The sequence below is a fragment of the Cellulomonas humilata genome (assembly GCF_013359775.1).
Classification (GTDB): domain Bacteria; phylum Actinomycetota; class Actinomycetes; order Actinomycetales; family Cellulomonadaceae; genus Cellulomonas; species Cellulomonas humilata.
In genome coordinates, this window is record NZ_JABMCI010000070.1 from 450,194 (window position 1) to 475,161 (window position 24,968).

Sequence of the window (24,968 nt, forward strand, 5' to 3'; positions counted from 1 at the left end):
CGGGCGTGTGCTGGGTACATCATGGCCCGATCCGGGAGGTGGAGTCCGATCTCCGCCGCGCGGCTGAGGCGCCGTGACCCGGGCACAGGTCACGATGTCGCCATGACCACAGCCGCGCCGCTCGCGCAGGTGAACCACGGTCGCCCGGTCGCCCCCGTCGCCGAGTGGCGCCCGTGGGTCACACCTGCAGTCTTCGCGGCGATCGTCGGCGGCTTCCTGGTGATCACACCGAGCTTCCTCGCCGGCTCGCAGAGCGGCGACCCGGCCTGGGTCACGGTCTCGAAGAGCCTCACCCTGGCCGCGGGGGTGGGCGTCGTCGCAGGTGTGCTGCTCGCGCGACGGTCCCCGGGCTGGGCGACGCTGCTGACGGTGGCCCCGTGGGTGCTCGTGCCGTTCACCGGGTGGTTCGTGTGGGGCTGGTGGCTCGGCACCGTGGCCGTGGCGGTGGTCGCCGCCCTCGACGGGATCCGGCGGGCGGTCCTGCCGTTCGTCGTGGCCGTCCTCATCATCACCTGGTACTGCGCGTCCGACGCGGAGGCGATCCTCCCGATCGGGCTGGTCAGCTCGGGGACGAGCGCCGGCTTCCAGGCAGTCGTGTTCGTCGTGTACCTCACGGTGATGGCCTCCGCCGTGGGCATCTCGGCGGCGATAGGAGCCGGGTACCGGTCGAGCGCCCGGCACGCCGCCGCGCACGTCACGGAGCAGCACGCACTGGTGGTCGAGTCCCTGGCCGGTGAGCGCGCCCGGCTGGCCCGCGACCTGCACGACGTCGTCGCCCACCACGTGTCGCTGGTCGCGGTGCGCGCGGAGTCGGCGCCCTTCGTCCACCCGGACCTGAACGACGACGCCCGCGGGGTGCTGGCCGCCATCGCGACCGACGCCCGCGAGGCCCTCACCGAGCTGCGCCAGGTGCTCGTCGTCCTGCAGCGCACGTCCGACGAGGGCGAGCGCACCCCGCAGCCGACCGCGTGCGACGTCGACGACCTGGTGGCCAGCGCGGTCGCGGCGGGCCAGGCGGTCACCCTCGACGGGGAGTGGCGCGACGTCCCGCCGGCCACCGGCTACGTGTTGTACCGGGCTGTGCAGGAGGGGCTGACCAACGCCCGTCGGCACGCGCCCGGGGTGACCGCGCGGTTGAGCCGGATGCAGGCGAACGGCGCGGTCGGCTTCCGGATGACCAACCCCGCCGAGCGCGTCGCCGAGCCGGGGCGCGGGCTGATCGGGATGCGTGAACGCGTCGAGGCGCTGGGTGGCACGATGACGGCCGTGATGGACGACGAGGAGTTCGTGCTGGAGATCCAGGTGCCCGTGGTGCCCCGGTGACCCGCGTCGTCGTCGCCGACGACCAGCCCGTCGTCCTGCTGGGCTTCGCCGCGATCCTCGGGTCGGCACCCGACCTGCAGGTGGTCGGCGCCGCGAACGACGGCCGCGAGCTGCTGGCGCTGGTCGCGGCCGAGAAGCCCGATGTCGCAGTGGTCGACGTGCGGATGCCGCACCTCGACGGGATCGCGGCCACTGCCCGCATCACGGCCGAGCACCCGGCCACCCGGGTCCTGATCCTCACCACGTTCGACCTGGACGAGTACGTGTACGACGCCCTGCGCGCGGGTGCCAGCGGCTTCCTGCTCAAGGACGTCACCGCGGCCCGGCTGGTCGAGGCGGTGCGGATGGTCGCGGACGGGTCGATGCTGCTGGGCCCGACGGTCACCCGGAGGCTGGTCGAGGACTTCACCGCGCGCGCACCGGTGCCCGCGCCGATGGCGGGCATCGCGGACCTGACCCCGCGCGAGCTGGAGATCCTGCGCGCGGTGGCCCGCGGGCTGTCGAACGCGGAGATCGGTGCGGAGCTGTGGATCGCCGAGCCGACCGTGAAGTCCCACGTGTCGGAGGCCCTGCGCAAGCTCGGCTGCCGCGACCGGGTCCAGCTGGTGATCGCGGCCTACGAGTCGGGGCTCGTCGGGGTCTAGGAGCAGAGCTCCAGCGGCTCGTCCGCGCCGGGCCGCAGGACGAAGTGCTCCTCGTGGCCGGCGGCGTCGGTGAACACGGCCTCGTCGCCGGTCACGGTGAGCGTCCCCGCCTGGGTGGGGTTGTCCCAGCCGACCGGCGGGTTGCCCGAGCCGTCGTCGAGCCGGCCGCCCTGCCGCACGTACCAGCCGCCGTCGTAGGTCAGCTCGTGGATGCCGCAGTGCGTGTACAGCGAGAACGTCGCGTCGAGCGTGGTCGGGAAGGGCTCGTCAGGAGCACCTGCGCAGCCCGCGAGCGCGACGAGCGCGACGACGACGGCCCGGGCGCGCCTCATGCCCTGCGCCCCACGTACAGCAGGTGGCCGGCGGTCGCGAGCGTGCCGGGGTCCGACGCGAGGGCCACCACACGGTCCAGCAGACCGAGGTACGCGGCGGGGTGCTCGACCCGCAGCCCCTCGAGCCCGTCCTCGACGCCGGTGAGGAACCCGTGCGTCGACGCCAGCAGCAGCGACGAGAACCCGTGCGACTCGAAGAACGGGCACACCTCGGTCGGCTGCACCCCGTACACGTGCGTGAAGCGCCCGGGCACCGCGTTCTCCAGGACGCCCTCGTCCAGCAGCCGGTCGACGAACGCCGGGTCGGCCAGCTGCCACCGCTCGTCGGGGAGCGAGAGCACGCGCCGGACGGAGGTGTACCGCGGCATGAGCGCGACGGCGACGACCCCGCCGGGACGCGTGACGCGGGCCAGCTCGGAGGCGGCGAGCGCGCGGTCGTGCGCGGTGGTCAGGTGGTACATCGGCCCGAGGGAGAGGACCGCGTCGAACGTCCCGTCGGCCCAGCGCGACAGGTCCCGGGCGTCGATCTCGACGACCTCCTGGACGGTGCCGGCGGGCAGCGAGGACTCGGCGATCGCGAGGAGCTCAGGGGACAGGTCGGCCAGCGAGACCTCCCAGCCCAGCTCGGCCAGCCACACCGAGTACGGTCCGGTTCCGCCGCCGAGGTCGAGCGCTCGGCCGGGCGCACCGAGGTGCGGTTCGAGGAGGCGGGTGGTCAGCACGCGCTCGAGCAGGCCCTCCGGGGAGAGGAGCCGGTCCCGCTCGTGCTCGCTCTTCGAGGCGTAGTAGGCGCGCACCGCCGAGGGGTCCATCAGGGGCGCCGCATGAGCGCGAAGACGCCCCAGCCCAGGTTCGGGCGCTGGTTCGTCACGTAGTCGAGCGGCCCCGTCGACAGCTCCTCGCGGAAGGCCGGGGCCAGCTCGTCGTCGGGGTGCTCGTCGAGGAACCGGCGGATGTTCAGCCACTGCGCGGCCACGTACCGGTCCCAGCTGTGCTCGTCGGCCAGCACCATCTCCACCAGGTCCCAGCCGGCGTCGCCGAGCTGCCGGACCAGGTCGGGCAGGGACAGGAACTCGTTCGGCGGCCCGGCCCGCCAGAACGGCTCGCCGATCAGCGCGATGCCGCGGGGCTTCAGGGACCGCCCGAGCAGCTCCAGGGTGCCGACGACTCCGCCGCCGATCCACGTCGCCCCGACGCACGACGCGACGTCGACCGGCTCGTGGGCCACGTACGAGGAGGCGTCGCCCTGCACGAACGTCACGTCGACGTTCAGCGAGGTGGCCCGCTCCCGGGCCGCGGCGACGAACACCGTGCTCAGGTCCACCCCCGTGCCGACCGTCTGGTGGTCCCGCGCCCAGGTGCACAGGAGCTCGCCCTTCCCGCACGCGAGGTCGAGCACGGTGGCGCCGGGATCGAGGCGCAGCGCGCGGCCGAGGGTCGCCAGCTGGTGGTCGGTGAACGGGTCGATGATCCGGTGGCTGGTCTCGCGGATCGTGTGGTGACGGGGCAGGTCCATGAGCCGGACGGTACGACCGGGCGCGCACGCGAGCGAGCAGATATGACCCGCCGCGTGCGTATCACCACCCCGCAGCGCCTCTCTTCCCAGGTGACAGGTCCGGCGACGAAGGGGGATGGCGATGTCGTACGGCATCGGCACGGAGTGGATCAACGCGTACAACAACCTCAATCCGCTGACGCACGAGCACGAGGACGCGGGCGGGTTCTGGGACGAGCTGCGCAACCACGACAGCGGGACCGGGATCTTCAACTGGGGCGACGGGAACGCGTTCGAGGACGACTTCAAGGCGAACGCCCGCGGTGGCCACGCCGATCAGTGGGTGGAGCAGGCGGACATCGTCTACTTCACGGGCCACGGCAGCCCGAGCGGCTTCTACTTCCGCAGCGACGTGCCGGACGACTCGCAGGTGCGGGGGGACTTCACCTCGACGTCGGCCGGCAACGACGGCGACCTGCGTCTGGGCCACGGCGACCTGGAGTGGCTGGGTCTGGAGGTCTGCAACACGCTGCAGATGGACGCGGTCCAGCAGGGCGCCAACCGGGACGTGTTCGACCGGTGGGCCGACGCCTTCGAGGGCCTGCACGCGATCCTCAGCTTCACCACCACCAGCCTCGACCTGGCCAACCCGGGGCGGGCGTTCGCCTCCGCGATGGACGGACGCTGGCTCACGGCCATGTACGGCATCCCGGAGTTCCTCATCGGGCGCCACCCCATGCGCGTGATCGACGCGTGGTTCTGGATGGCGGAGTTCACGCAGCCCAGCTGGGTGGAGTCGGCGGTGCTCTACGCCAACGCCCCGGGCACCAACACCGGCGCCGACTTCCTGCACGACCACGGGTTCGTCAGCGCCGACCCGCACCGCGGCGGCTCCTGGTTCTCGTGGACCTGGATCCCGCACGCCTGCTGAGCACCCCCGACTCTCGAGAGGAACCGTCATGACCACGATCTCGGTCGCCCGCGTGCGACCTGCTGCCCTGGACGACGAGCGCCTGCGCGCGCTCGCCGAGGCGTTCCGCGTCGACGGCGACGTCGTGCGCACCGAGGAGGCGTACGCCGTCGTCGGCAAGGAGGCGACGCTCGTGCACGGCGGGCCCGGCAACCGGCTGGCCGGCGTCACGACCCTCGTCGACCTCGCCCGCGGTGTCGCCGCCACCGACCCGGAGAAGGACCCCGCGGAGCCGTTGCCCGCCGACAAGGCCGTCAGCGTGGCTTCCGAGCTCACCGAGCGGTACGGGCTCGGCCCGGCGGTCGCGCGGATCGACGGCGTGCGGCTGGAGTCCAGCATCGACGCGATCGTCACCCACGCCGTGCGGTTCGACGGCAAGGAGCGGACGCGGTTCGCCGTGAAGACCGACGTGCGCGCCCGGGTCACGCTCGACGGCATCCCGGTGACGGGTCCGCGGGCGGGCGTGAACGCCACGTTCCTCGACGACGACCGCCCGCTGCGCCTGATGGCGACCACCTGGGACGCCGTCGAGCTGTACCGCGAGGCCGAGCTGGTCGAGGAGGGCGAGGTGCTCGAGCGGGTGCTGGAGGCCGCGCGGCACCGCGCGGGCCGGACCGAGAAGCTGTCGGTCGTGTCCAGCGTGCTGGCGTACTGGGCCGCGCCCTACGAGGGCGGAGCCGACCTGCTGGAGCCCAGCTGGTTCGTGGAGCTGGGGCACCCGTCCGACGAGTACGGCAACGACGGGCCCAAGCAGCTGGTCAGGGTCCCGGCCACCCGCTGAGCCACCGGACGGCCTGCGCGGCGAGGGGAGCGCAGGCCGTCCGGTACTTCTGCGTCACATGTCGCGGTAGCGCACGGCCTTCGACAGGGCGGCGCGCAGGCCGTCGGCGTCGAACCGCTGCACGTAGGCCGCGGTGTCGCGCTGGTAGCGCCAGCCCTCCGCCAGCGGGCCGACGTCGACCGCGTCGAAGCCGAGCTCGTCGATCAGCTCGGACACGGCGGCGCGCGCCTCGTCGGAGTCGCCGGCCACGGCCAGCGCCCGGCGCTGCGGGGTGCCGGCGGGGACGCCCTGCGTGGCGAGGTCGCTGAACATGATGTGGTTGAACGCCTTGACCACGTGCGACGCCGGCAGGTGCGACTGGAGCAGCTCCGAGACTGTCGTGGACTCGTTGTCGAGCGCCTCGATCTGGCCGTCGCGCTGCGGGTAGTAGTTGTTGGTGTCGATGACGACCTTGCCGGCGAGCTGCTCGACCGGGACGTCGTTCACGTTCTTGGTGGGGATCGTGACCACGACGACGTCCCCGGCGGCGGCGGCCTCGGCCGACGTGCCCGCGCGGGCGCGGTCGCCCAGCTGCTCCACCAGGTCGGTGAGTGTCTCCGGTCCCCGGGAGTTGCTGACGACGACGTCGTAGCCGTGCGAGATCGCGAGCTGGGCGAGCGTGCCGCCGATGTGGCCTGCGCCGATGAATCCGATAGTGGTCATGGGTCATCGCAACCTCCGCGGCCCGACCGGTGTTCCCGCGTAGCCTCGGCGGGTGACCCGTTCCGCACCGCACGCGTGGCACGGCGTGCCGACGCCGGGCGGTCCGACTGTCGTCGTCGGGGTGATCCCGGGCCAGTCCCCGGCGGTCGTGCACCGGGCGGCGGACCTCGCCCGCGCGATGGGCGCCGCCCTGGTCTGCGTGTGGTCGGACGCCGCCCGCACGTTCGTCGCGCGGGAGCCGGACGGCACCCTGGTCACCACGCCGCTGGACCCGGACCACGTCGACGAGCGGGAGGACGAAGTCGCCGCGGAGACGTCGACGGCCGCGGAGGTCGAGCGGAACTTCGCGGGCATCGACGTGCCGTGGCGGTTCGTCTACACCGTCGGCGAGGCGTCGCGGGAGCTGGCGCACGTCGGGCGGCAGACGGGCGCCTCGATGATCGTCGTCGGCAGCCGCCGCCCCGGCCTCGGCGGCTGGATGAACCACCTCATCGGCGGCTCGACCGCCGGGCACCTGGCGCACACGCAGCCGCTGCCGGTCACGATCGTCCCGCAGGACCATCCGTGACCCGACCCCCGCACCTCGATCCGAGGCTCGTCGCGGTCGTGGCGCTGGGCGGAGCGGTGGGGACGACGGCCCGCTGGGCGGTCTCCGAGTGGTTGGGCACGTCCGCCGCCGGGTGGCCGACGGCGACGTTCGTCGTCAACGTGCTCGGGTCGTTCCTGCTCGGCGTCCTGCTCGAGGCGCTGCTGCGCCACGGTCAGGAGTCCCGACGAGGCCGGCTGGTACGCCTGGGCGCGGGCACGGGGGTGCTCGGTGGGTTCACCACGTTCTCCAGCCTGGCCCTCGAGATGGAGCGGCTGATCGCCGCCGACCAGGTGGCCCTGAGCGCGGCCTACGGGACGCTCAGCGTGGTCCTCGGGCTGCTGGCGTGCCTCGCGGGCGTCGCGCTCGGGTCCCGGCGGGTGCGATGACCGTCCTGCTCATCGCCGTCTTCGGCGGCATCGGCGCCGCGTCCCGGTTCGTCGTCGACGGCTCGGTCCGCACCCGCTGGAGCCGGGTCTTCCCGTTGGCCACCCTGGTGGTCAACGTGACCGGGTCGTTCCTCATCGGGCTGCTCAACGGCGCGCACCTGTACCACGGCCTCGGCTCGACGTGGCTGGTGGTGGCCGCGACCGGGTTCTGCGGCGGGTACACCACGTTCTCGACCGCGATGGTGGAGACCGTCCGACTGATCCAGGCCGGCGAGCTGCGCCGAGCGACCGCGAACGCGGTCGGCTCGGTGCTGCTCTGCCTCGGGGCGGCCGCGCTGGGCGTCGCCCTGATGGCTGCCTAGACGCGGGTGAGGCGCACCCGGCACTCGGTGGGCTCGTCGACCAGGAACTCGACGGCCAGCGCGCCGGGGGCGTCCTGCTCCAGCTGCGCGAGCAGGGGGAGCGGCTTGTGCGGCGCGACGAGCACCATCGAGCCACCGACCGGGATCGCGCTGAACGCGCCGCGGATCGCCGCGTGACGGATCGGGCGCGGCAGGCTGTGCACGTCGAGCACGATCTCCTGGTCGGTCGCGTGCCCGCAGCCGCACACGTGGGCCTGCTCGGCCGGGGCGGGCGTGGCGGTCGAGATCTCGACGTGCTGCGTGGTCATGGGGTCCTCCGAGGTCGGTGACGGGCGCTCACCGAGTATCCGTCGGACCCCGGCGCGCGACCGGGACCAAGGGCTCTACAGGGCCGGCTCGAGGAGCCAGTCGAGCACCTGGTCCGCCGACCAGCCGTCGGGGTGCAGGTCCGCCAGGCGGCCGGCGCCGTCGAGGTCGGTCCCGAGGGTGACCAGGGCCTCCTCCTCGCGCCCGTCCGGCCGGGTCTGGCCGAGGCCCACGTCGGCCGAGAGGGCGTTGCACAGGCATGCCCGACCCTCGGTGTCCTCCTCGGAGCCACCCTTCTTGACGTACATCGCGACCGGCTCGGCGGGGCAGCGGAACCCGACCTTGCCGTCGCCCTTGAGGTACGGGGAGCGCAGGTAGCCGAGGTCGCACAGCCGCGGCCGGGCGCTGCGGATCGCCGGGTCGGAGAGCGTCCCGGTCAGCTGGGCGACCTTGAACGGGAAGCCCGTCGGCGAGGCGTCGCCGTCGGTGAGCACCTCCAGGTCACCGGTGCGCAGCAGGGCGAGGAGGCGTTCGCGCAGCTCGTCGGTCAGGCCGGAGTCGGAGCTGAGCGCGAAGGCGGTCCCCACCTGGACGCCGGTGGCGCCGGCGGCGAGGGCCTCGCGGACCGCCTCGGGCGTGCCGAGCGAGCCGGCCAGCCAGAACGGCAGCCCGACCGCGGCGACCTTGCCGACGTCAGCCTGGTCACGGTCGCCGAACACCGGCTGGCCGCGCTCGTCGCGCACCGGGCGGCCGCGCGGCGGCGCGTTGTGACCGCCGGCCCGGGGGCCCTCGATGACGAACCCGTCGGGCCGGATGGCCGGGTCGCGGGTGAGGTAGGCGGCCAGGACCTCGCTGGACACGATCGCGAGGAAGAACGGACGGTCGAGGGCCGGCAGGTCGGGGCCGAGGAGGTCCGGCGGGTCGATCGCGACGACGTGGTCACCGCCCGGGTCGCCGGCGACGTCGACGGGCAGCTGGGTGGGGCGGTTGGCGGCGAGCTCGTCGAGCAGGTGCGGCAGGTGGCGGGGGATGCCGGCACCGACGAGCACCGCGTCGACCCCGGCGAGCATCGCGCCGTACACCGCGGCGGGCATCGCCATCTGGACCTTCTCCAGGCAGTTGATGCCGACGGGGCCGTCGTGACCCTCCTTGGCCAGCCAGACCTCGACGAAGCTGGCCAGCACGGTGAGCTCCTGGACGGCGCGTCCCGGGCGCAGGCTCAGCCGGGGGACCGGCGTGTACGCGACGCCCACCGCCCGGCCGCCGGGGCGCAGGTGCCGCTTGAGCACGCGCTCGACGATCGCCGGCACCGGGAACGCGGCCATCGCGCGGCGGGCCGAACCGTCGAGGTCCCCGTCCTCGAGGCGGCGGGCCAGCACGAGGTCGAGCGCGGTGCCGGACACCACGCCGAGCTGCCCGCGCCGGGCGACCGCCGAGGCCAGCCGCCACGACGAGACGGCGACGCCCATCCCGCCCTGGATGATCGTCGGCAGCGCGCGCCGCAGGGACGTCAGTGGCGGGGGTGTCGGCATCGAACCTCTCCAGACCTACGGGAGCGTAAGTTACGCAACCGTAGGTGAAGGGTGCGGCGTCGAGCCGGGACCAACGGCCCCTGTCACATCCCCATCGCGTGCACGCCGCCGTCGACGTGCACGATCTCGCCCGTCGTCGCCGGGAACCAGTCCGAGAGCAGGGCGACCACCGCGCGGGCCGTCGGACCGGCGTCGCCGACGTCCCAGCCGAGCGGTGCCCGGGCGTCCCAGCCGCCCTCGATGGCCTCGAAGCCGGGGATCGCCTTGGCCGCGGTCGACCGGATCGGGCCGGCGGCGACGAGGTTGCACCGGATGCCGTGGGGCCCGAGGTCGCGGGCGAGGTACCGGGACGTGGACTCCAGCGCCGCCTTGGCCACGCCCATCCAGTCGTAGACCGGCCACGCGACGGTCGCGTCGAACGTCAGGCCCACCAGCGAGCTGCCCCGAACCATGAGCGGCTGTGCGGCGACGGCGAGCGACTTGAGCGAGTAGGCCGAGATCTCCAGTGCCGTGGCCACGTCGGACCACTCTCCGCCGAGGAAGTTCCCGCCCAGCACGGCCTGCGGCGCGAAGCCGATCGAGTGGACCACCCCGTCGAGCCGGTCGGCGTGCTCGCCCACCGCACCCGCCAGCGCGGCCAGGTCCTCGGCGGAGGTGACGTCGAGGCGGACCACCGGTGCCGGTGCGGGGAGGCGTCGGGCGATGGCCTCGGTCAGCCGCTGCTGGCGCCCGAAGGAGGTGAGCACCACCTGGGCACCCTGCTCCTGGGCCAGCCGGGCGACGTGGAACGCGATCGAGCCCTCGGTGAGCACACCGGTCACGAGGATCGTCTTGCTGTCGAGCAGCGCCATGGCGTCGACGGTATCGCCCGGGGGGACGGGTGCCGTGGGTCGTCCGGCCGGATGACCCCGTCGGGGGACGTGGTAGATGCGCGGGACCGCACGATCGTGCTATTCATACTCCATGGGCAAGGGAGACGACACGCGTCAGGCGGTGATCGACCAGGCGGTCGAGATCGCCGGGCGCCTTGGTGTCGCCGGCCTGACCATCGGCACGCTCGCGTCCGCCACGGGCCTGTCGAAGTCCGGCCTCTACGCGCACTTCCGGTCCAAGGAGGCGCTCCAGCTGGCCGTGCTCGCCAGCGCGCGGCAGCACTTCGTCGACCAGGTGATCCGTCCGGCGCTCGCGGCACCCCGCGGGGAGCAGCGCGTCCGCACCCTGTTCGAGAAGTGGCTCACCACGTCGTCCTCCGGCGCGGCCGGCTGCCTGTTCGTCTCGGCGGCCACGGAGTTCGACGACCAGCCCGGCCCGGTCCGCGACCAGCTGGTCCGCGACCACTGGGACCTCGCCGAGTCGCTCGCGCAGGTCTACCGCTCCGGCGCCAAGGACGGGGCGTTCCGCGACGACCTGGCGCCCGAGCAGTTCGCGCACGACCTGCACGGGTTGATGCTCGCGCACTTCCACGCCTTCCGGCTGCTGCGTGACCCGGCGGCCGAACCGCACACCCGCTTCGCGTTCGAGCGGCTGCTGCAGTTCCTCCTCCGCTGACTTCTTCTGGGAGACCCGAAATGACCCAGCTGTCGACTGAAAAAAGCACGACCGTTCGTACACAGCTCCCGCCCGTTCCGCCGCTGGTCCGGGCGGCGGTGGGCGCCCTCGACCGCGTGGCGCCTGAGCTCGTCGCCCGTGGCGCGCTGCGGCTCTGGTGCACCCCGGCGCGCGCGAAGCACCCCGCGGCCATCCCCGGCGGCGCCGCCTTCCGCACCGGACCGATCGCCGGGCAGGTCTGGGGCGACGGGCCGACCGTCTACCTGGTGCACGGCTGGGGCGGGCACCGCGGGCAGCTGCGCTCCCTGGTCGAGCCGCTCGTCGCAGCGGGGCTGCGGGTGGTCGCGTACGACGCACCCGCGCACGGCGACTCGGGCCCCGGCGCCCTCGGTCGTCGGCGGACGACCCTGCCCGAGATGATGGCGGCGCTCGGCACGGTCATCGACGCGCACGGTCCGGCCCGTGCGGTCGTGGGCCACTCCATGGGCGCGGCCGCGAGCGCGCTCGCCGTCCTGGACGGGACGCCGACCGAGCGCCTCGTGCTGGTCACGCCGCTGGCCGACCCGTCCACCTACACGGTCGGCTTCGCGCACACCCTGGGGTTCAGCGAGCGGACCCGGCACCGGTTCGTCGTCCGCATGGAGAAGGTGGCGGGCCGCCGGCTGGCGGAGCTCGACATCCCCGTGCGGGCCGCCAACGCCGGCCGGCCGCTGCCCGCGACGCTCGTGCTGAGCGACCGCGCCGACAAGGAGGCCGACCACGCGGACGGCGTCCGGATCGCCCGCGCGTGGCCGGGTGCGGAGCTGGTGGTGAGCGACGGGCTGGGCCACCGCCGCATCCTGCGGGACGACGAGACGATCAAGCGGATCGTCGCGCACGTGACCGGCTAGTCGCCGTCCGACTCCAGCAGGGCGCTGACCGGCACGGTGCAGGCGTCCCCGCGCCACGCCTCGAGGCCCTCGCGCACCGCGAACCCGGCGATCACCAGCGCGGCGAGCGGGTCCGCCCACGTCCACCCGAGCGTGCTGTTGAGCACGAGACCCGCCAGCAGGACGCCGGACAGCCAGGCGCAGAGCAGGGTCTGCCTCGAGTCAGCGACCGCCGAGGCGGAGCCCAGCTCGCGACCGGTCCGGCGCTCGAACCACGAGAACAGCGGCATGATCACCAGGCTCGCGGCGGCCAGCACGATGCCGACCGTCGAGGGCTCCGGCTCCGAGCCGCCGAGCAGCGTCCGCACCGAGTCGAGGGTGACCACGAGGGCGAGCCCGAAGAACGAGAAGGCGATCAGTCGCAGAGCGGTGCGCTCGCGGCTCTCGGGATCGGGTGCCGCGAACTGCCACGCGACCGCGGCGGCCGACAAGACCTCGACCACCGAGTCGAGCCCGAACGCCAGGAGAGCCGACGACGACGCCATCTGCCCGGCGACCAGCGCGACCACCGCCTCCACCACGTTGTAGGCGATCGTCAGGGCGACGACCCACCGGATGCGCCGCTGCAGGACCGTGCGTCGGGTCAGGAGCATGTGCACCCGTCCGATCCGCAGCAGGAGGGGTCGACGGCGACGACGAGCCGGAGCAGGTCGTCGAGGGCGGGGGCCAGGTGGGCGTCGGCCAGCCGGTACCAGGTGCGCCGGCCGTCGGGGACCGCCTCGACGAGCCCGCAGCCGCGCAGGCAGGCGAGCTGGTTGGACATCACCTGACGGGAGACGCCGAGCGCGTCCGCGAGGTCGGACGGGTAGGCCGGGGCCTCGCGCAGGACGAGCAGGATGCGGGTGCGGGTCTCGTCCGAGAGCGCGTGCCCGAGCCGCGCGAGCGCGGCAGTGTGCGTGAGGGTCACTGTCTCCATCCGGCGAGAGTACAGCCGATCGTGTATTCAGTGCTTGCGTAGATGCGCAATAATAGAAGGATGCTCCGCGCCCTCGCCCACCCCGTGTACCGCCGGCTGTTCGCCGCACAGGTGGTGGCGCTGGCCGGAACCGGGCTCGCGACGGTCGCGCTCGGCCTGCTGGCGTACGACCTCGCGGGCGAAGACGCGGGCTCGGTGCTCGGCACGGCCCTCGCGATCAAGATGCTCGCGTACGTGCTCGTCGCGCCGGTCGCGGCCGTCGTCGTGGCGCGACTGCCGCGGAAGGCGGTGCTCATCGGGTCCGACGTGCTGCGGCTGCTCGTGGCCTCGATGCTGCCGTTCGTCGGAGAGGTCTGGCAGGTGTTCGTCCTGATCTTCGTGCTCCAGGCGGCGTCGGCGACGTTCACCCCGACGTTCCAGTCGGTCATCCCGCAGGTGCTTCCCGACGAGGACGACTACACCTCGGCCCTGTCGCTGTCCCGGCTCGCGTACGACCTTGAGTCGGTGCTGGCGCCCGTGCTCGCGGCGGCCCTGCTGCTCCTGATCCCGTCCGACGCGCTCTTCGTCGGGACCGCCATCGGGTTCGCCGGGTCCGCGCTGCTGGTGGGCTCGGTGGTCCTGCCGCGCGGAGCCGTGCAGGTGCAGGAGCGGTTCGTCGTGGAGGTGCAGCGAGGTGCGGCGCTGTTCGTGCGGACGCGGGCGCTGCGGCCGGTCCTCGCGCTCAACCTCGTGGTCGCGGCCGCGGGTGCGTTCGTGCTGGTGCAGACCGTGGTGATCGTCCGCGGCGAGCTCGGGCTCGGGGAGGGTGTGGTCGCGCTGGTGCTCGCCGCGCTCGGCGTGGGCTCGATGGCCGCGGCGGTGGCGCTCCCGCGGCTGCTGCGGCACGCCTCCGAGCGCCGCGTGATGCTGGGCGGGGCGGTGCTCCTCGCGACCACCACGGCCGCCATCCCCGTCGCACTGCACAGCCTCGCCGCCGTGACCGTGCTCTGGGTGCTCGTCGGGCTCGGCTGGGCGGCCGTCGAGACCCCCGTCGGCCGGCTCGTGCGCCGGGAGGTGCCCACCGAGGACCTCCCGTCGGCGTTCGCGGCGCAGTTCTCCCTGTCGCACGCGTGCTGGCTGGTCACCTACCCGCTCGCCGGCTGGCTCGGCACGGTCGGGCTGGGGGCGGCCGCCGTCGTGCTGGCGGTCATCGCCACCGCGGGAACGATCACCGCGACGCTCCTCTGGCCGAGCCCCGAGCGGGTACCGAGCCTGCGATCATGACGACGATGGCCACGAACCTCACCGACGCAGCCGACCTCGACCACGCGGTCGACATCCTTCGCCTGCTCGCCGACCGCACGCGGCTGGCCGTCCTCGCCCTGCTGGACGGGACGGAGCTGTCCGTGACCGCCATCGCCGAGGCGCTCGACCGCCCGACCCCCGCCGTCTCCCAGCACCTGGCCAAGCTGCGCGCCGGCCACCTGGTCACGGCCCGCCGCGACGGCACGACGATCTACTACTCGCAGGCCAACGAGCACGTGTCCGCGCTGGTCACCAACGTGCTCCAGCACACCGAGCACACGCTCTACCCGGTGCCGCCGCACCACCGCTGAGTCAGAGGCGCTTCTCGACGAGGACGACGTCCCGCCACTGGTCGGCCAGCGGCCCGTAGGTCATCCGGCCGAGGCGCTCGCGCGTGCCGACCACCCGGAACCCGGCGGCCGCGTGCACGGCCAGGCTCGTCGCGTTCTCGGGGAAGATGCCGGACTGCACGGTCCAGATCCCCTCCGCACGGGCGTTCTCCAGCAGCGCGCCCAGCAGGGTCCGGCCGATCCCGCGGCCCTGCGCGGCGGGGTCGACGTACACCGAGTGCTCGATGACCCCGGCGTACGCGCACCGGTCGGAGACGGGGACGGCGGCCGCCCAGCCGACGACGGCGCCGTCGTCGTCGACCGCGACGAGCCGGTGCGCCGGCAGCCGTGCCGCGTCGAACGCCTCCCACGTGGGCGGCGCGGACTCGAACGTCGCGTGCCCGGTGGCGATCCCGGCGGCGTAGATGCGCTCGACCGCGGGCCAGTGCTCGGCGGTCAGGGGGAGCACTCTCATGAGGCCGCGCCCGCGGTCAGGTGCGTGCCGAGCTGGTGGGTCACGGCGTCGAGCGCCCCGGGCACCAGCGCGTAGTAGGCCCAGACGCCGCGCTTGTCGCGCGTGACCAGGCCGGCGTCGACCAGGACCTTGAGATGGTGCGACACCGTCGGCTGGCTGAGCCCGACCGGCTCGGTCAGGTCGCAGACGCACGCCTCGGCGCCGTCGTGCGACGCGATGAGCGACAGTAGGCGCAGGCGGGCGGGGTCGGCCAGCGCCTTGAGCACCTGGGACAGGCCGACGGCTGCCTGCTCCGTGATCGCGTCGCGGGTCAGCGGGGTGCAGCACGCCCCGCCGGTGGCGGAGACGACGGGCAGGAGATCGAGAGCCATGGGACAAGTCTGCCTCAGACATTGACATCTGTCGATATTGACAACCGTCGATGGATGGGTGCATCTTCTCCATTGATGGTTGTCGATGCCTGAGGAGGCGGACGAGATGGACGAGGTGCGGGAGCAGGTGCGTCAGCGCTACGCGTTGGCGGCGGTGCAGTCACAGGCCGAGGCCGAGGGGTGTTGCGGCGGGAGCGAGTGCTGCACGCCAGGCTCGGCGGTCGACGTCGACGAGAAGTTCGGCGCCGGCCTGTACGACGCGCAGGACGCGGTGAGCATCCCGGCCGAGGCGCTGGCGGCATCGCTCGGCTGCGGTAACCCGCTGGCGGTCGCGGAGCTGAAGGCCGGGGAGCGTGTGCTCGACCTCGGCTCGGGCGGCGGGATCGACGTGCTGCTGTCCGCCCGACGCGTGGGCCCCGCAGGGTTTGCCTACGGGGTGGACATGACCGACGAGATGCTCGACCTGGCCCGCGCCAACGCGGTCAAGGCGGGGGCGACCAACGTGGAGTTCCGCAAGGGCACCATCGAGGACCTGCCCCTGGACGACAACGCGGTCGATGTCGTCATCTCCAACTGCGTGGTCAACCTGTCCACCGACAAGCAGGCCGTGCTCTCCGAGGCGTTCCGGGTGCTCACGCCCGGCGGCCGCGTGGGGATCTCCGACGTCGTCGCCGAGGACCACCTCACGCCCGAGCAGCGCGCCGAGCGCGGCTCGTACGTCGGGTGCATCGCGGGCGCCCTGTCCCGCACCGAGTACCTCGACGGGCTGTCCCGCGCCGGGTTCACCGACGCCGAGGTCACCTTTACCCACCAGGTCGCGGACGGCATGCACGGCGCCGTGGTCCGCGCCCGCAAGCCCCTCACCGAGGAGTAGGCCATGCACCCGGAGCTGTTCGCAGTGCTGTACGAGCAGCGCGAGCGCGAGCTGGAGCTGGAGCTGAGTCGCCGGTTCCTCCTCGAGGAGCGCGCGCCGAAGCCCGAGCGCACGCCGAAGCCGGTGCGCTCCTGGCGCCTTCCGCGGCTGACGTTCCGGGCGGCACCCACCGTCTGCTGCGCCGCGGCGTGACGAGCGCGGCCGCGGTCATCCGCGGCCGCGCTCTCGCCGGATCCACCAGACACCCGCGCCGACCAGCGCGACGGCGAGCCCGCCGAGCACCGACGGCAGCGGCAGCGTCAGCGCGAGGACCACGCAGCCGACCAGCCCGAGCACGCAGACCCAGCGGGGTGGTCGGCCCTCGTCAGCCCGCAGGCGCAGGGCGCTCGCGTTGGTCAGGGCGTAGTAGGTGAGGACGCCGAACGACGAGAACCCGATCGCGCCGCGCACGTCCAGCGTCGCGACGAGCACGATCACGACCGCCGCGACCGCAAGCTCCGCCCGGTACGGGACGCCGTACCGCGGGTGGACGGCCGCGAGAGAGGGCGGGAGCTCGCGCTCGCGGGCCATCGCCAGGATGGTGCGTGACACCCCCAGCACCAGGGCCAGCAGGGCTCCGAGCGACGCGACGGCGGCACCGACCTGGACGACCGGGCTGAGGGCGGCCCACGACCCCGCCTCGACCACCGCGCGCAGGGGTGCGGCGGTGGCGGCCAGAGCGTCGGGCCCGACCGCGAGCAGCGCGCTGACGCCGACCACCAGGTAGACCACCAGCACGATGCCGAGCGCGAGCGGGATCGCCCGGGGGATCGTGCGGCGGGGATCGACCACCTCCTCGCCCAGCGTCGCGATCCGCGCGTACCCCGCGAACGCGAAGAACAGCAGGCCCGCGGACTGCAGCACGCCGCCGAGGTCGACGCCCGCGAGGTTCTCCGTCGACGCGGTCCCGCCCGCTACCGACGCCGCGACGACGACCGCGAGCGTCACCAGCGTGAGGGCGACGATCACCCGCGTGACCACGGCCGACTTCCGCACGCCGCGGTAGTTCAGCGCGGTGATCGCGACGACCGCGAGGATGCCGACCAGCCGGGTGTGCCCGGGTGCGGCGTAGGACGCGAACGTCAGGGCCATCGCCGCGCAGCTCGCCGTCTTGCCGACGACGAACGACCAGCCCGCCTGGAACCCCCAGAACCGGCCGAGCCTGCGGCGCGCGTAGACGTAGGTGCCGCCCGACTCGGGGTACAGCGCCGCCAACCGTGCCGACGACGTGGCGTTGCAGAACGCCACCACCGCGGCGATCGCCAGCCCGATCAGCAGTCCCGACCCGGCGGCCTCGGCCGCGGGCGCGAAGGCGGCGAACACCCCGGCGCCCAGCATCGCGCCGAGCCCCACGACGACCGCGTCGGCGACCCCCAGCCGACGGACCAGGGCGGTCACGCGCCGACGGGCTCCACGCCCAGCTCGTCGAGCAGGGTGAGGATCCGGCCGCGGATCTCGTCGCGGATCGGGCGGACCGACTCGATGCCCTGACCGGCGGGGTCCTCGAGCACCCAGTCCTCGTACCGCTTGCCCGGGAAGTAGGGGCACGCATCCCCGCAGCCCATGGTCACGACGACGTCGGACGCCTTGACGGCCTCGGTGGTGAGCACCTTCGGCTGCTCGGCGCGGATGTCGATGCCGACCTCCGCCATCGCGTCGACCGCGACCGGGTTCACCTGGTCGGCCGGCATGGACCCGGCGGACAGGACCTCGACGGCGCCGCCGGACAGGGCCTTCAGGAAGCCGGCCGCCATCTGGGACCGGCCGGCGTTGTGCACGCAGACGAACAGGACGCTGGGCTGGGTCATGACACTCCAAGGGTGGTGAGCAGGGTCTGGACACGGGAGTCGATGTCGGCGCGGATCGCCGCGACGCCGTCGGGGGAGGCGAGGGCGGGGTCGCCCACCGCCCAGTCCTCGTAGCGGATGCCCGGGTAGACCGGGCAGACGTCGCCGCAGCCCATGGTCACCACCACGTCGGCGGCGCGGACGGCGTCGTCGGTCAGCGGCTTGGGGAAGCCGTCGGCCCCCAGCGCCGCGAGCTCCGGGCGGACGTGCGTGTGGATGGCGGCGGCGGGCGACGAGCCGGCCGACCGTGCCAGGACCGCGTCGCCCGCGTAGCGCTGGAGCAGGGCCGCGGCCAGCTGCGAGCGGCCGGCGTTGGCGACGCAGACGAAGAGCACGCGCGGGACGGCCGGGCCGCCGTCGATGCGCACGAGGTCGTCGAGGCGCTGCCGCGCGAACCGCTCGGTGAGCCCGACGAGGTGCGCCCGCGGACCGGTGCGCGCGAGCGCGGTCGAGGAGTCGCGCACGACGTCGCGGACCCGGGCGGTGCCGATCGTCGGATATCGCGCGGCGAGGTCGCCGGCGATGCGGTCAAGGTGCCGGTCGAGGTCCGGGACGGCCTCCGCCGGACGTCCCTCGGCGGCCTCGAATGCTCCCAGCACCGCGCGGACCGCGCCGCGGTGCTCCGGCGCGAGCCGGTACCAGACCCACGTGCCCCGGCGCTCGGCCGTGACCAGGCCCGCGTCCTTGAGCACCCTGAGGTGGTGGGAGACGGTCGGCTGCGACACCGACGTGAGCTCGCTGACGTCCTCGACGCACGCCTCGCCCGACGGGCTGGCGGCGATGAGCGAGAGCGCGCGCAGACGCAGCGGGTCCGCGAGCGCCTTGAGGGCGTGCGCCACGTGGTCGGCGGAGTCGGCGCTCATCGCGGACGAGGCCAGGGTGGTGGGCACCTGCCTATATTGATCGATCTCGATACAGCCGTCAAACCTCCAGCGAGCGCTGCCGCCTGCCGATGGACCGGTGAACCCCCTCGTCGGAAGGAGTGCGGTGCGCGGTCCTCGTACGGTGCTCGTCGTCGTCGGAGCGTTGCTGCTGTCGGCGTGCGGACCGGTCGGCGTCGAACGCGAGGCGCGTGCGATCACGCGGGTCGAGCAGCCCTCACCGACGGCGTCGCCCACGCCGAGCACCCCCACGCCCGACCCGACCGTCGAGGCACGGTGGGCCGAGGCGATCGAGGCCGCCTACTACGCCATGGAGTACGTGCTGGAGCCCGCCGACCTGCCCGCGATCTCGGCTGCCTGGGGCGCCGCGGTCACCGCGCAGTTCGGCACGGGCAGCATCACGGTGGACCCCGCGCTCTTCGCACCGGTGACGAACGAGTGGGGCATGACGCAGGCCCTCGACAACGGGGTCACCGTCGTCGGTGACGACCCGGCGGCCGTGCGCGTCGCCATGGCCGCCGCCGCTACGCGCTTCTTCGCCGTCGACGCCGAGGGCGTGGAGCACGCCGACGCCGAGTCGCTCGACCTCGCCGAGGGCAGGATCCTCGACTACGTCAGCGATCCGACCGACGACGGCACCGGCCTCGGGTACTGGATCGACACCGAGGGCGTCGGCTACCCGGAGGCGGCGCGGACGATGATGACGATCCTCGTCGAGGAGCTGGAGCGCGCCGGCGTGACGGAGGCGCGGCTGGTCCCCCTGGGACCGTCCGGGACCGGCTGAGGCTCAGGACGCCGCCGGTGCGTCCAGCTCGTCGGTGTGCGCCACATACCGCAGCTGGTGCCAGATGAGCACGACGAAGATCGCGGACCCGACGAACGCGAACCAGAACGGCGCGGTGACCCCGTACCGCTGCGCGAGCAGCCCACCGATCCCCGCGCCGACCACCAGCCCGCCGAACACCCCCACCAGGTTCACGCTCCCGACCCGGCCCTGGAGCTCGGTCGGCACCGCGCGCTGCCGGATCGTCACCGAGGTGGTGCCCCACACGAACGCGTGCGCACCGAACACGAAGAACACGACCAGCGCGAACCAGGCCGTCGTGGTGAGCGCCAGCGCGAGGTGCGTGAGGGTCTCGACGATCAGCCCGATCCGCATGAGGTTGGCCAGGCTGACCCGCCGGGTGATCCAGCCGTAGGACACCGTCCCGACCAGCCCGCCGACGGCCCCGACCGTGGTGATCAGCCCGAAGCCGATCGCCCCGAGCCCCAGCTGCTCGCGTGCGTACAGGACGAGCACCGACCACGCCGCCCCGAACGTCACGTTGAAGATGAGGATGGTGAGCACCAGGGTCCGCACGGCCGCGTGGTGCCGCACCCAGCGGACACCCTCGGCGATGTCGTGCCGCAGGTGGGTGGTCCGCGGTTCGCTCAGGTGCGGGGGCAGCGAGATCCGTGAGACGAGCACCGCGCCCGCCGCGACCAGCACCGCCTCGGTGGCGAACGGCCACGCCTGCCCGACCGCGAACAGGAACGCCCCCAGCGGCGGGCCGATCAGCTGGTTGACGGTGACGAACCCCGCCTGGATGCGGCTGTTGGCCAGCGCCAGGTCGTCGCGCTGGACGAGCATCGGCACCAGGGTGCTCGACGCGTTGTCGGCGAACGTCTCCGCGGTGCCCAGCAGGAACATCGCCACCAGGATGAGCACGATCGGCGCGGTGTCGAGGGCGACCGCGGCGGCCAGCAGCAGGAGCACGAGCGTGCGGAGCGAGTCGACCAGGATCACGAGCCGGCGCCGGTCCAACCGGTCCGTGAGCGCGCCCGCCCACAGGCCGAACAGCAGCGGTGGCAGCCACTGGAGCAGGGCCGCGAGCGCCACGAGGAACGCGTCCTCGGTGCGCGACGCCACGAGCAGGGGACCCGCCGCGATGACGATGCCGTCGCCGAGGTTCGAGCTCCACGACGAGGCCAGCAGCCACCGGAACCCGGTGCCCAGCCTGCGCGGGACGACGACGTCGACGATCCGGCTCACAAGGGCGAGACGGTAGCCGACGCCGGCGAACGGGTCACCCGAGATCTTCCGCCGAGCCGCGGTACCAGGCGACGAACGCCTCGCCCGGCTCCCCGACGTGTCGGCGCAGCGCTGAGCGGTCCAGGGTGATGGGCCGCCGGTCGAGCCAGCTGGCCTTGGGCAGGCCGGGTGTGCCCTGCGGCACCGGGAGGTAGTCGCGTCGGCCGGTGCGGTCCCGCGACGTGAACCGGGCGACCTCGCACGACCCGCCCAGCACCGACAGGACCAGCACGGGCCGGTCCTTGCTGCCGGTGCCGTCCTCGAACGGCACCTGCGCGAACCACACCTCGCCGGGCCGGGGTGCTGCACCTCGTGGCCGGTGCTCGGGCCGGATGCCGCGCGGCCGGAGCAGCCAGCCGATCAGGAGGACGGCGGCGATGACGCCGACGGTGGCCCAGGGATGCTCCGCCGGCAGCTGGGCGATCTCGCTCACGCGTGCGAGCGTAGAGCCCGCTCAGAGGGACGAGAAGCCACCGTCGGACGCGATGGTCTGGCCGGTCACCCAGTCGGCCTCGTCGCTGAGTAGCCACGCGACCAGCCGAGCGGCGTCGGCCGGGGTGCTCCACCGGCCACCGGGGCTGCGCGCGGAGACGGCAGCGTGCGCTGCGGCGTCGGCGTACCCGGTGTCGTTAGGTCCGGGGTTGACGCAGTTGACCGTGATGCCGCGAGGCATGAGGTGCACGGCAAGGCTCGCCGTCAGCTCGTGCAGGGCGGCCTTCGACGCGATGTACGGCAGCTCGTCGGGCATCGCGCCCCGGTACTGCCCAGAGGTGAAGACGACGACCCGCCCGCCCGGGGACCCGTCGTGCCGAGCGGCGAACGCCTGGACCAGCAGCAGGGTCGCGCGGGTGTTCACCGCGTACGAGAGGTCGATCTCGTGGGCGGTCAGCTGCTCCAGGTTCTGCCCCGAGCTGCGGGCATGGTTGGCCACGACGGCGTCGAGCCGCCCGAACGCGGAGTGGGCGGCGTCGACGAGCGCGTGCGGGGCTTCCGGGTCGGCGAGGTCCGCCGCGACGTGCTCGACCGTCCCACCGGCCGCGCGCAGCTCGGCGACCAGCGCGTCGACGCCGCCCTCGTCGGCACCCCAGGGCTGCTCCGCGTCGTGCGGCGACCAGGTGTGCAGCAGCAGCGCGGCGCCGTCAGCCACCAGCCGACGGGCCACCCCGGCGCCGATCGCGATCCGACGACTGGCGCCGGTCACCAGGACCACGCGTCCGGCGAGTGCGGGCATGACCGACCTCCTGTGCTCGGGCGGGCGTCACTCTGGCAGTGCCCCGGTCAGGAGCACCACTCGATTGCGAGATCACCGCACCGGTACGGTCTCGCGGGCGACCGGGACGAGCGCGAGGGTCGGTCGGGGGTCCGTGGCCAGGCGCGCGTGCGTCTCCACGTGGAACCGGTCGCTGCCGTACCGGAGCTTCGACCGTGCGATCCCCTCGGCGGAGAACCCCGCGGCCGAGGCCACCCGGCAGGACGCGGGGTTGTTCACGCGGTGCCCGAGCTCGAGCCGGAACAGGCCCAGGGTGTCGAACGCGTGGGCGGCGACCGTGGCGAGCGCGCGGGAGGCCAGGCCGTGGCCGCGGCGGCTGGCCGACACCCAGTACGAGGCCCACGCGGTGTCGTGCCTGCGCTCGATGTGGCTGAGGGCGACGTGGCCGACCGCGGTCCCGTCGACCCGGATGGCGAACGCGGCCGTTCCGTCGTCGTTGGTGAGGTACCGCTCGATGTAGCTGCGGGCCGCCGCGGGAGTGCCGAGCGCCCCGTTCCCGAGCTGGACCGCCAGGTCGGGGCTCTCCCGCACGGCGGCAGCGAGGGCCTCGTCGTCGTCGGTCGACCACGGGCTGAGCGTCACGTTCATGCGTCGGGGTCCAGCAGGGCCTCGAACGGCGCGGTCGCCACGACCCCGGCGACCGCGCGCACGAGGTCGTCGTCGAGGCTGACCAGGTAGTCGGCCTGGAGCCGTGTGAGCGCGACGTACTCGGCGGCGAACGTCGACTCCCAGCCGAGCTCGTCGGCGATCTTCCAGGCGGTGCTCCGCAGGACGCCGTCGCCGAGCAGCCGGATCCTCATCCGGTTCAGGCCCGCGAGCCGCTCGCGGGCCTCGGCGGAGGTGAGCTCGCCGCGGTGGACGGCCTCGTGCATCGCGGACAGCGCCTGCGAGCGCAGGAGGGTCGGGGCCAGCAGCACGTGGGCGCCGGGCACGGGGGTGTCCTCCGCCGCCAGCCGGAGCGCGGCGGCGGCGTCGACGACGAAGCGGGTCATCGGAGAATCGTCGCACCGCGGTGCGACACGTGCTCTCATCGAGTCATGTTCCTGAGACGCCGACCATGACCAGCACCGTCCTCATGCGGTCCCTGAGCTGGCTGCACCGCGCGATCGTCGGGCTGACCCGAGGACGGTTCGGCGGCGAGCTGGTCGGTCTGCCGTCGCTCGAGCTGGTGACAGTCGGACGCCGGTCGGGCCGCCCGAGGTCGTCGATGCTCACGGCACCGGTGACCCTGGGGGAGACGCTCGTCATCGTGGCGTCCGCCGGGGGGAACGACGAGCACCCGTCCTGGTTCCTCAACCTGCGCGAGCACCCGCAGGTGCGCGTGGCGGTCGGCGGCGGCCCGGCCCGTCCGATGCTGGCCCGGGTGGCGACGACGGACGAGCGCGACCGGCTGTGGCCGCGGATCGTCGAGGCGCTGCCGAACTACGCGCGGTACCAGGAGCGGACGTCCCGCGTGATCCCGGTCGTCCTCCTCGAACCGGTCTGAGCGTCGGCGCCCGCCGCTAGGGTCGCGCCATGATCCGGACGCTGGCGGTCGAGGGGTACAGAAGCCTGCGCTCCCTGGTGGTCGGCCTGGGCGGACTGACGGTGGTCACCGGTGCCAACGGGAGCGGCAAGACGAGCGTGTACCGGGCGCTGCGCCTGCTCGCCGAGGTGGCCCGGGACGGTGCCGTCTCGTCGCTGGCGCGCGAGGGCGGGATGCGGTCCGCGGTGCACGCCGGTCGACGTCCGGAGGGGCCGGTCGCGGTCCGGCTGGGCATCGCCACCGAGGACCTCTCGTACGCGATCGACCTGGGCCTGCCGCAGCTGGGACCGTTCAAGCTCGACCCGGAGATCAAGTCGGAGGTGGTCTGGGCCGGCCCGGTGCTGCGGCCGTCGACGCTCCTCACCGAGCGCACGGGCACGCGCGTCCGGACGCGGGACGACGACGGCGCGTGGATGACCGCGCCCCTCACCGTGAACGCCCACGAGTCGGTGATGGCGCTGCTCGCGGACCCGGCCGCCACCCCGGACCTGTTCGCGCTGCGGGAGCAGGCCCGCCGCTGGCGCTTCTACGACCACCTGCGCACGGACGCCGACAGTGCGGTCCGAGGACCCGGCGTCGCGACGTACACCCCGGTCCTGTCCGCGTCCGGCGACGACCTGGCGGCGGCGCTGCTGACCATCCAGCTCGCGGGTGACGCGGACGCGCTCCAGGCGTCGGTCGACGTCGCGTTCCCTGGTTCACGCGTGGTGGTCACCGAGGACGACGACGGCGCCTGCCGGGTCGCGATGACGCAGCCCGGCCTGCGCCGGCCGCTCTCCGCCGCCGAGCTGTCGGACGGCACGCTCACGTTCCTGCTGCTCGTCGCCGCGGCCCACGCCACCCGCCCGCCGGACCTGCTGGTGCTCAACGAGCCCGAGTCGAGCCTGCACCCCAGCCTCATGCCGGCCGTCGGCGCCCTGATCGCCTCCGCGGCGGAGCGCTCGCAGGTGCTCGTCGTCACGCACGCCGGGGACCTGGTCCGGGCTCTGCGGGGAGCGGGAGCGACGACGATCGAGCTGACCAAGGGCGCGGGCGGGGCGACGTCCGTGGAGGGTGCCGGGATCCTCGACGGCCCGGCGTGGACGTGGCCCAAGCGCTGAGCGCACATGAGGACTCTGTAACGGTTAAGGGGGTGGTTGGACGACTGTCCGGTATGCCAGGGTCACCCGACCCGGGAACCCGATCAG

At 73.6% G+C, this 24,968-nt stretch carries 35 protein-coding genes; 16 read left to right on the forward strand and 19 right to left on the reverse strand.

Features of this window, described 5'->3' with window-relative positions; translation table 11 throughout:
• Positions 1 to 102 precede the first annotated feature (102 nt).
• Both HP550_RS23130 and HP550_RS19240 read left to right on the forward strand, forming a co-directional pair.
• Entirely contained in the window at positions 103 to 1,323 is a 1,221-nt protein-coding gene (locus HP550_RS23130) for a histidine kinase (RefSeq protein WP_175349267.1), read from the forward strand.
• The gene (locus HP550_RS19240) at positions 1,320 to 1,967 is read left to right on the forward strand and encodes a response regulator (protein ID WP_175349268.1); all 648 of its coding nucleotides are present in this window, start codon (positions 1,320 to 1,322) and stop codon (positions 1,965 to 1,967) included. The genes HP550_RS23130 and HP550_RS19240 overlap by 4 nt, the downstream gene beginning before the upstream one ends.
• Here the strand turns inward: HP550_RS19240 and HP550_RS19245 are convergent.
• From HP550_RS19245 to HP550_RS19255, 3 genes are read right to left on the reverse strand one after another with little or no spacing between them, the layout of a single operon-like run.
• On the reverse strand, positions 1,964 to 2,299 hold the full coding sequence (locus HP550_RS19245) for a hypothetical protein (protein WP_175349269.1): 336 nt from the start codon (positions 2,297 to 2,299) through the stop codon (positions 1,964 to 1,966). The two genes, HP550_RS19240 and HP550_RS19245, sit on opposite strands and share 4 nt — an antisense overlap.
• Positions 2,296 to 3,111, reverse strand: a complete 816-nt coding sequence (locus tag HP550_RS19250) for a class I SAM-dependent methyltransferase (RefSeq protein ID WP_175349270.1) — start codon at positions 3,109 to 3,111, stop codon at positions 2,296 to 2,298. The genes HP550_RS19245 and HP550_RS19250 overlap by 4 nt, the downstream gene beginning before the upstream one ends.
• A complete protein-coding gene (locus HP550_RS19255; protein WP_175349271.1) occupies positions 3,111 to 3,815 on the reverse strand; it encodes an SAM-dependent methyltransferase in 705 nt (234 codons plus the stop codon). Before HP550_RS19255 ends, HP550_RS19250 begins: the two co-directional genes overlap by 1 nt.
• Before the next feature lie 121 nt (positions 3,816 to 3,936).
• On the opposite strand from HP550_RS19255, the gene HP550_RS19260 reads away from it, so the two are divergent.
• Together HP550_RS19260 and HP550_RS19265 are read left to right on the forward strand one after the other, a co-directional pair.
• Complete coding sequence (locus HP550_RS19260; protein WP_175349272.1) at positions 3,937 to 4,725, forward strand: DUF6345 domain-containing protein; 789 nt, start codon at positions 3,937 to 3,939, stop codon at positions 4,723 to 4,725.
• A gap of 28 nt (positions 4,726 to 4,753) precedes the next feature.
• Complete coding sequence (locus HP550_RS19265) at positions 4,754 to 5,545, forward strand: hypothetical protein (RefSeq protein ID WP_175349273.1); 792 nt, start codon at positions 4,754 to 4,756, stop codon at positions 5,543 to 5,545.
• Between the two features lie 54 nt (positions 5,546 to 5,599).
• Here the strand turns inward: HP550_RS19265 and HP550_RS19270 are convergent, their stop codons facing one another.
• Positions 5,600 to 6,247 carry an NADPH-dependent F420 reductase gene (locus HP550_RS19270; protein ID WP_175349274.1) on the reverse strand — a complete coding sequence of 216 codons (648 nt, stop codon included), beginning with the start codon at positions 6,245 to 6,247 and terminating at the stop codon, positions 5,600 to 5,602.
• A 52-nt stretch (positions 6,248 to 6,299) separates the two neighbouring features.
• Between HP550_RS19270 and HP550_RS19275 the strand changes: the two genes are divergently transcribed.
• From HP550_RS19275 to crcB, 3 genes are read left to right on the forward strand one after another with little or no spacing between them, the layout of a single operon-like run.
• On the forward strand, positions 6,300 to 6,815 hold the full coding sequence (locus HP550_RS19275; RefSeq protein ID WP_175349275.1) for a universal stress protein: 516 nt from the start codon (positions 6,300 to 6,302) through the stop codon (positions 6,813 to 6,815).
• Positions 6,812 to 7,222, forward strand: a complete 411-nt coding sequence (locus HP550_RS19280; RefSeq protein WP_175349276.1) for a CrcB family protein — start codon at positions 6,812 to 6,814, stop codon at positions 7,220 to 7,222. Before HP550_RS19275 ends, HP550_RS19280 begins: the two co-directional genes overlap by 4 nt.
• Complete coding sequence (gene crcB / locus HP550_RS19285) at positions 7,219 to 7,584, forward strand: fluoride efflux transporter CrcB (RefSeq protein ID WP_175349277.1); 366 nt, start codon at positions 7,219 to 7,221, stop codon at positions 7,582 to 7,584. Before HP550_RS19280 ends, crcB begins: the two co-directional genes overlap by 4 nt.
• Here the strand turns inward: crcB and HP550_RS19290 are convergent.
• The 3 genes from HP550_RS19290 to fabI form a co-directional block, all read right to left on the reverse strand.
• The gene (locus tag HP550_RS19290; protein ID WP_175349278.1) at positions 7,581 to 7,892 is read right to left on the reverse strand and encodes a DUF2249 domain-containing protein; all 312 of its coding nucleotides are present in this window, start codon (positions 7,890 to 7,892) and stop codon (positions 7,581 to 7,583) included. The two genes, crcB and HP550_RS19290, sit on opposite strands and share 4 nt — an antisense overlap.
• A gap of 75 nt (positions 7,893 to 7,967) precedes the next feature.
• The gene (locus tag HP550_RS19295; protein WP_175349279.1) at positions 7,968 to 9,422 is read right to left on the reverse strand and encodes a nitronate monooxygenase; all 1,455 of its coding nucleotides are present in this window, start codon (positions 9,420 to 9,422) and stop codon (positions 7,968 to 7,970) included.
• An 83-nt stretch (positions 9,423 to 9,505) separates the two neighbouring features.
• Positions 9,506 to 10,273, reverse strand: a complete 768-nt coding sequence (gene fabI / locus HP550_RS19300; RefSeq protein WP_175349280.1) for an enoyl-ACP reductase FabI — start codon at positions 10,271 to 10,273, stop codon at positions 9,506 to 9,508.
• 112 nt (positions 10,274 to 10,385) lie between these two features.
• Between fabI and HP550_RS19305 the strand changes: the two genes are divergently transcribed.
• Together HP550_RS19305 and HP550_RS19310 are read left to right on the forward strand one after the other, a co-directional pair.
• A complete protein-coding gene (locus HP550_RS19305; protein WP_175349281.1) occupies positions 10,386 to 10,970 on the forward strand; it encodes a TetR/AcrR family transcriptional regulator in 585 nt (194 codons plus the stop codon).
• Positions 10,971 to 10,990: 20 nt separating this feature from the next.
• On the forward strand, positions 10,991 to 11,860 hold the full coding sequence (locus HP550_RS19310) for an alpha/beta fold hydrolase (RefSeq protein ID WP_175349282.1): 870 nt from the start codon (positions 10,991 to 10,993) through the stop codon (positions 11,858 to 11,860).
• Here the strand turns inward: HP550_RS19310 and HP550_RS19315 are convergent.
• Complete coding sequence (locus tag HP550_RS19315) at positions 11,857 to 12,492, reverse strand: cation diffusion facilitator family transporter (protein WP_175349283.1); 636 nt, start codon at positions 12,490 to 12,492, stop codon at positions 11,857 to 11,859. The genes HP550_RS19310 and HP550_RS19315 overlap by 4 nt on opposite strands.
• Entirely contained in the window at positions 12,483 to 12,815 is a 333-nt protein-coding gene (locus HP550_RS19320; RefSeq protein WP_175349284.1) for an ArsR/SmtB family transcription factor, read from the reverse strand. The genes HP550_RS19315 and HP550_RS19320 overlap by 10 nt, the downstream gene beginning before the upstream one ends.
• A 60-nt stretch (positions 12,816 to 12,875) precedes the next feature.
• Here HP550_RS19320 and HP550_RS19325 point away from each other — a divergent pair, with 60 nt between their 5' ends.
• Positions 12,876 to 14,078 carry an MFS transporter gene (locus HP550_RS19325; protein ID WP_175349285.1) on the forward strand — a complete coding sequence of 401 codons (1,203 nt, stop codon included), beginning with the start codon at positions 12,876 to 12,878 and terminating at the stop codon, positions 14,076 to 14,078.
• Positions 14,075 to 14,410 (forward strand): ArsR/SmtB family transcription factor, encoded by a 336-nt coding sequence (locus tag HP550_RS19330; RefSeq protein ID WP_175349286.1) that lies wholly within the window; start codon positions 14,075 to 14,077, stop codon positions 14,408 to 14,410. Before HP550_RS19325 ends, HP550_RS19330 begins: the two co-directional genes overlap by 4 nt.
• A gap of 1 nt (position 14,411) precedes the next feature.
• Here the strand turns inward: HP550_RS19330 and HP550_RS19335 are convergent, their stop codons facing one another.
• Positions 14,412 to 14,903, reverse strand: coding sequence for a GNAT family N-acetyltransferase (locus tag HP550_RS19335; protein WP_175349287.1), 492 nt, complete (start codon positions 14,901 to 14,903; stop codon positions 14,412 to 14,414).
• Positions 14,900 to 15,274, reverse strand: a complete 375-nt coding sequence (locus HP550_RS19340) for an ArsR/SmtB family transcription factor (RefSeq protein WP_175349288.1) — start codon at positions 15,272 to 15,274, stop codon at positions 14,900 to 14,902. Before HP550_RS19340 ends, HP550_RS19335 begins: the two co-directional genes overlap by 4 nt.
• Before the next feature lie 106 nt (positions 15,275 to 15,380).
• On the opposite strand from HP550_RS19340, the gene arsM reads away from it, so the two are divergent.
• Together arsM and HP550_RS19350 are read left to right on the forward strand one after the other, a co-directional pair.
• Positions 15,381 to 16,148 (forward strand): arsenite methyltransferase, encoded by a 768-nt coding sequence (gene arsM / locus HP550_RS19345; RefSeq protein WP_175349484.1) that lies wholly within the window; start codon positions 15,381 to 15,383, stop codon positions 16,146 to 16,148.
• Positions 16,149 to 16,151: 3 nt separating this feature from the next.
• Positions 16,152 to 16,340: a hypothetical protein gene (locus HP550_RS19350; protein ID WP_175349289.1), complete on the forward strand. Its 189-nt coding sequence runs from the start codon at positions 16,152 to 16,154 to the stop codon at positions 16,338 to 16,340.
• Positions 16,341 to 16,355: 15 nt separating this feature from the next.
• On the opposite strand, the gene HP550_RS19355 is transcribed toward HP550_RS19350, so the two are convergent.
• The 3 genes from HP550_RS19355 to HP550_RS19365 are packed head-to-tail and all read right to left on the reverse strand — an operon-like array spanning position 16,356 to position 18,897.
• A complete protein-coding gene (locus tag HP550_RS19355) occupies positions 16,356 to 17,585 on the reverse strand; it encodes an APC family permease (protein WP_343048277.1) in 1,230 nt (409 codons plus the stop codon).
• Positions 17,582 to 17,995 carry an arsenate reductase ArsC gene (locus HP550_RS19360; RefSeq protein WP_175349290.1) on the reverse strand — a complete coding sequence of 138 codons (414 nt, stop codon included), beginning with the start codon at positions 17,993 to 17,995 and terminating at the stop codon, positions 17,582 to 17,584. Before HP550_RS19360 ends, HP550_RS19355 begins: the two co-directional genes overlap by 4 nt.
• Positions 17,992 to 18,897, reverse strand: a complete 906-nt coding sequence (locus HP550_RS19365; RefSeq protein ID WP_175349485.1) for a metalloregulator ArsR/SmtB family transcription factor — start codon at positions 18,895 to 18,897, stop codon at positions 17,992 to 17,994. Before HP550_RS19365 ends, HP550_RS19360 begins: the two co-directional genes overlap by 4 nt.
• 124 nt (positions 18,898 to 19,021) lie before the next feature.
• Between HP550_RS19365 and HP550_RS19370 the strand changes: the two genes are divergently transcribed.
• On the forward strand, positions 19,022 to 19,699 hold the full coding sequence (locus HP550_RS19370) for a hypothetical protein (protein WP_175349291.1): 678 nt from the start codon (positions 19,022 to 19,024) through the stop codon (positions 19,697 to 19,699).
• 3 nt (positions 19,700 to 19,702) lie between these two features.
• On the opposite strand, the gene HP550_RS19375 is transcribed toward HP550_RS19370, so the two are convergent.
• The 5 genes from HP550_RS19375 to HP550_RS19395 all read right to left on the reverse strand — a co-directional run bounded on the left by HP550_RS19375 (position 19,703) and on the right by HP550_RS19395 (position 23,248).
• A complete protein-coding gene (locus HP550_RS19375) occupies positions 19,703 to 20,947 on the reverse strand; it encodes an MFS transporter (protein WP_175349292.1) in 1,245 nt (414 codons plus the stop codon).
• Positions 20,948 to 20,981: 34 nt separating this feature from the next.
• Complete coding sequence (locus HP550_RS19380) at positions 20,982 to 21,419, reverse strand: hypothetical protein (RefSeq protein WP_175349293.1); 438 nt, start codon at positions 21,417 to 21,419, stop codon at positions 20,982 to 20,984.
• A gap of 21 nt (positions 21,420 to 21,440) precedes the next feature.
• The gene (locus HP550_RS19385; protein WP_175349294.1) at positions 21,441 to 22,217 is read right to left on the reverse strand and encodes an SDR family oxidoreductase; all 777 of its coding nucleotides are present in this window, start codon (positions 22,215 to 22,217) and stop codon (positions 21,441 to 21,443) included.
• A 72-nt stretch (positions 22,218 to 22,289) separates the two neighbouring features.
• Positions 22,290 to 22,844 carry a GNAT family N-acetyltransferase gene (locus tag HP550_RS19390; RefSeq protein ID WP_175349295.1) on the reverse strand — a complete coding sequence of 185 codons (555 nt, stop codon included), beginning with the start codon at positions 22,842 to 22,844 and terminating at the stop codon, positions 22,290 to 22,292.
• On the reverse strand, positions 22,841 to 23,248 hold the full coding sequence (locus HP550_RS19395) for a type II toxin-antitoxin system VapC family toxin (protein WP_175349296.1): 408 nt from the start codon (positions 23,246 to 23,248) through the stop codon (positions 22,841 to 22,843). Before HP550_RS19395 ends, HP550_RS19390 begins: the two co-directional genes overlap by 4 nt.
• 65 nt (positions 23,249 to 23,313) lie before the next feature.
• On the opposite strand from HP550_RS19395, the gene HP550_RS19400 reads away from it, so the two are divergent.
• Both HP550_RS19400 and HP550_RS19405 read left to right on the forward strand, forming a co-directional pair.
• A complete protein-coding gene (locus HP550_RS19400; protein WP_175349297.1) occupies positions 23,314 to 23,742 on the forward strand; it encodes a nitroreductase/quinone reductase family protein in 429 nt (142 codons plus the stop codon).
• 29 nt (positions 23,743 to 23,771) lie between these two features.
• On the forward strand, positions 23,772 to 24,881 hold the full coding sequence (locus HP550_RS19405; RefSeq protein WP_175349298.1) for an AAA family ATPase: 1,110 nt from the start codon (positions 23,772 to 23,774) through the stop codon (positions 24,879 to 24,881).
• Positions 24,882 to 24,968: the final 87 nt, after the last annotated feature.

Coding starts and splice junctions, on each gene's coding strand:
- HP550_RS23130 (WP_175349267.1), top strand. CDS start 103: ATGACCACAGCCGCGCCGCTCGCGCAGGTGAACCACGGTCGCCCGGTC.
- HP550_RS19245 (WP_175349269.1), bottom strand. CDS start 2,299: ATGAGGCGCGCCCGGGCCGTCGTCGTCGCGCTCGTCGCGCTCGCGGGC.
- HP550_RS19250 (WP_175349270.1), bottom strand. CDS start 3,111: ATGGACCCCTCGGCGGTGCGCGCCTACTACGCCTCGAAGAGCGAGCAC.
- HP550_RS19255 (WP_175349271.1), bottom strand. CDS start 3,815: ATGGACCTGCCCCGTCACCACACGATCCGCGAGACCAGCCACCGGATC.
- HP550_RS19260 (WP_175349272.1), top strand. CDS start 3,937: ATGTCGTACGGCATCGGCACGGAGTGGATCAACGCGTACAACAACCTC.
- HP550_RS19265 (WP_175349273.1), top strand. CDS start 4,754: ATGACCACGATCTCGGTCGCCCGCGTGCGACCTGCTGCCCTGGACGAC.
- HP550_RS19270 (WP_175349274.1), bottom strand. CDS start 6,247: ATGACCACTATCGGATTCATCGGCGCAGGCCACATCGGCGGCACGCTC.
- crcB (WP_175349277.1), top strand. CDS start 7,219: ATGACCGTCCTGCTCATCGCCGTCTTCGGCGGCATCGGCGCCGCGTCC.
- HP550_RS19290 (WP_175349278.1), bottom strand. CDS start 7,892: ATGACCACGCAGCACGTCGAGATCTCGACCGCCACGCCCGCCCCGGCC.
- HP550_RS19295 (WP_175349279.1), bottom strand. CDS start 9,422: ATGCCGACACCCCCGCCACTGACGTCCCTGCGGCGCGCGCTGCCGACG.
- fabI (WP_175349280.1), bottom strand. CDS start 10,273: ATGGCGCTGCTCGACAGCAAGACGATCCTCGTGACCGGTGTGCTCACC.
- HP550_RS19305 (WP_175349281.1), top strand. CDS start 10,386: ATGGGCAAGGGAGACGACACGCGTCAGGCGGTGATCGACCAGGCGGTC.
- HP550_RS19310 (WP_175349282.1), top strand. CDS start 10,991: ATGACCCAGCTGTCGACTGAAAAAAGCACGACCGTTCGTACACAGCTC.
- HP550_RS19315 (WP_175349283.1), bottom strand. CDS start 12,492: ATGCTCCTGACCCGACGCACGGTCCTGCAGCGGCGCATCCGGTGGGTC.
- HP550_RS19320 (WP_175349284.1), bottom strand. CDS start 12,815: ATGGAGACAGTGACCCTCACGCACACTGCCGCGCTCGCGCGGCTCGGG.
- HP550_RS19325 (WP_175349285.1), top strand. CDS start 12,876: ATGCTCCGCGCCCTCGCCCACCCCGTGTACCGCCGGCTGTTCGCCGCA.
- HP550_RS19330 (WP_175349286.1), top strand. CDS start 14,075: ATGACGACGATGGCCACGAACCTCACCGACGCAGCCGACCTCGACCAC.
- HP550_RS19335 (WP_175349287.1), bottom strand. CDS start 14,903: ATGAGAGTGCTCCCCCTGACCGCCGAGCACTGGCCCGCGGTCGAGCGC.
- HP550_RS19340 (WP_175349288.1), bottom strand. CDS start 15,274: ATGGCTCTCGATCTCCTGCCCGTCGTCTCCGCCACCGGCGGGGCGTGC.
- arsM (WP_175349484.1), top strand. CDS start 15,381: ATGGACGAGGTGCGGGAGCAGGTGCGTCAGCGCTACGCGTTGGCGGCG.
- HP550_RS19350 (WP_175349289.1), top strand. CDS start 16,152: ATGCACCCGGAGCTGTTCGCAGTGCTGTACGAGCAGCGCGAGCGCGAG.
- HP550_RS19360 (WP_175349290.1), bottom strand. CDS start 17,995: ATGACCCAGCCCAGCGTCCTGTTCGTCTGCGTGCACAACGCCGGCCGG.
- HP550_RS19365 (WP_175349485.1), bottom strand. CDS start 18,897: ATGAGCGCCGACTCCGCCGACCACGTGGCGCACGCCCTCAAGGCGCTC.
- HP550_RS19385 (WP_175349294.1), bottom strand. CDS start 22,217: ATGCCCGCACTCGCCGGACGCGTGGTCCTGGTGACCGGCGCCAGTCGT.
- HP550_RS19390 (WP_175349295.1), bottom strand. CDS start 22,844: ATGAACGTGACGCTCAGCCCGTGGTCGACCGACGACGACGAGGCCCTC.
- HP550_RS19395 (WP_175349296.1), bottom strand. CDS start 23,248: ATGACCCGCTTCGTCGTCGACGCCGCCGCCGCGCTCCGGCTGGCGGCG.
- HP550_RS19400 (WP_175349297.1), top strand. CDS start 23,314: ATGACCAGCACCGTCCTCATGCGGTCCCTGAGCTGGCTGCACCGCGCG.
- HP550_RS19405 (WP_175349298.1), top strand. CDS start 23,772: ATGATCCGGACGCTGGCGGTCGAGGGGTACAGAAGCCTGCGCTCCCTG.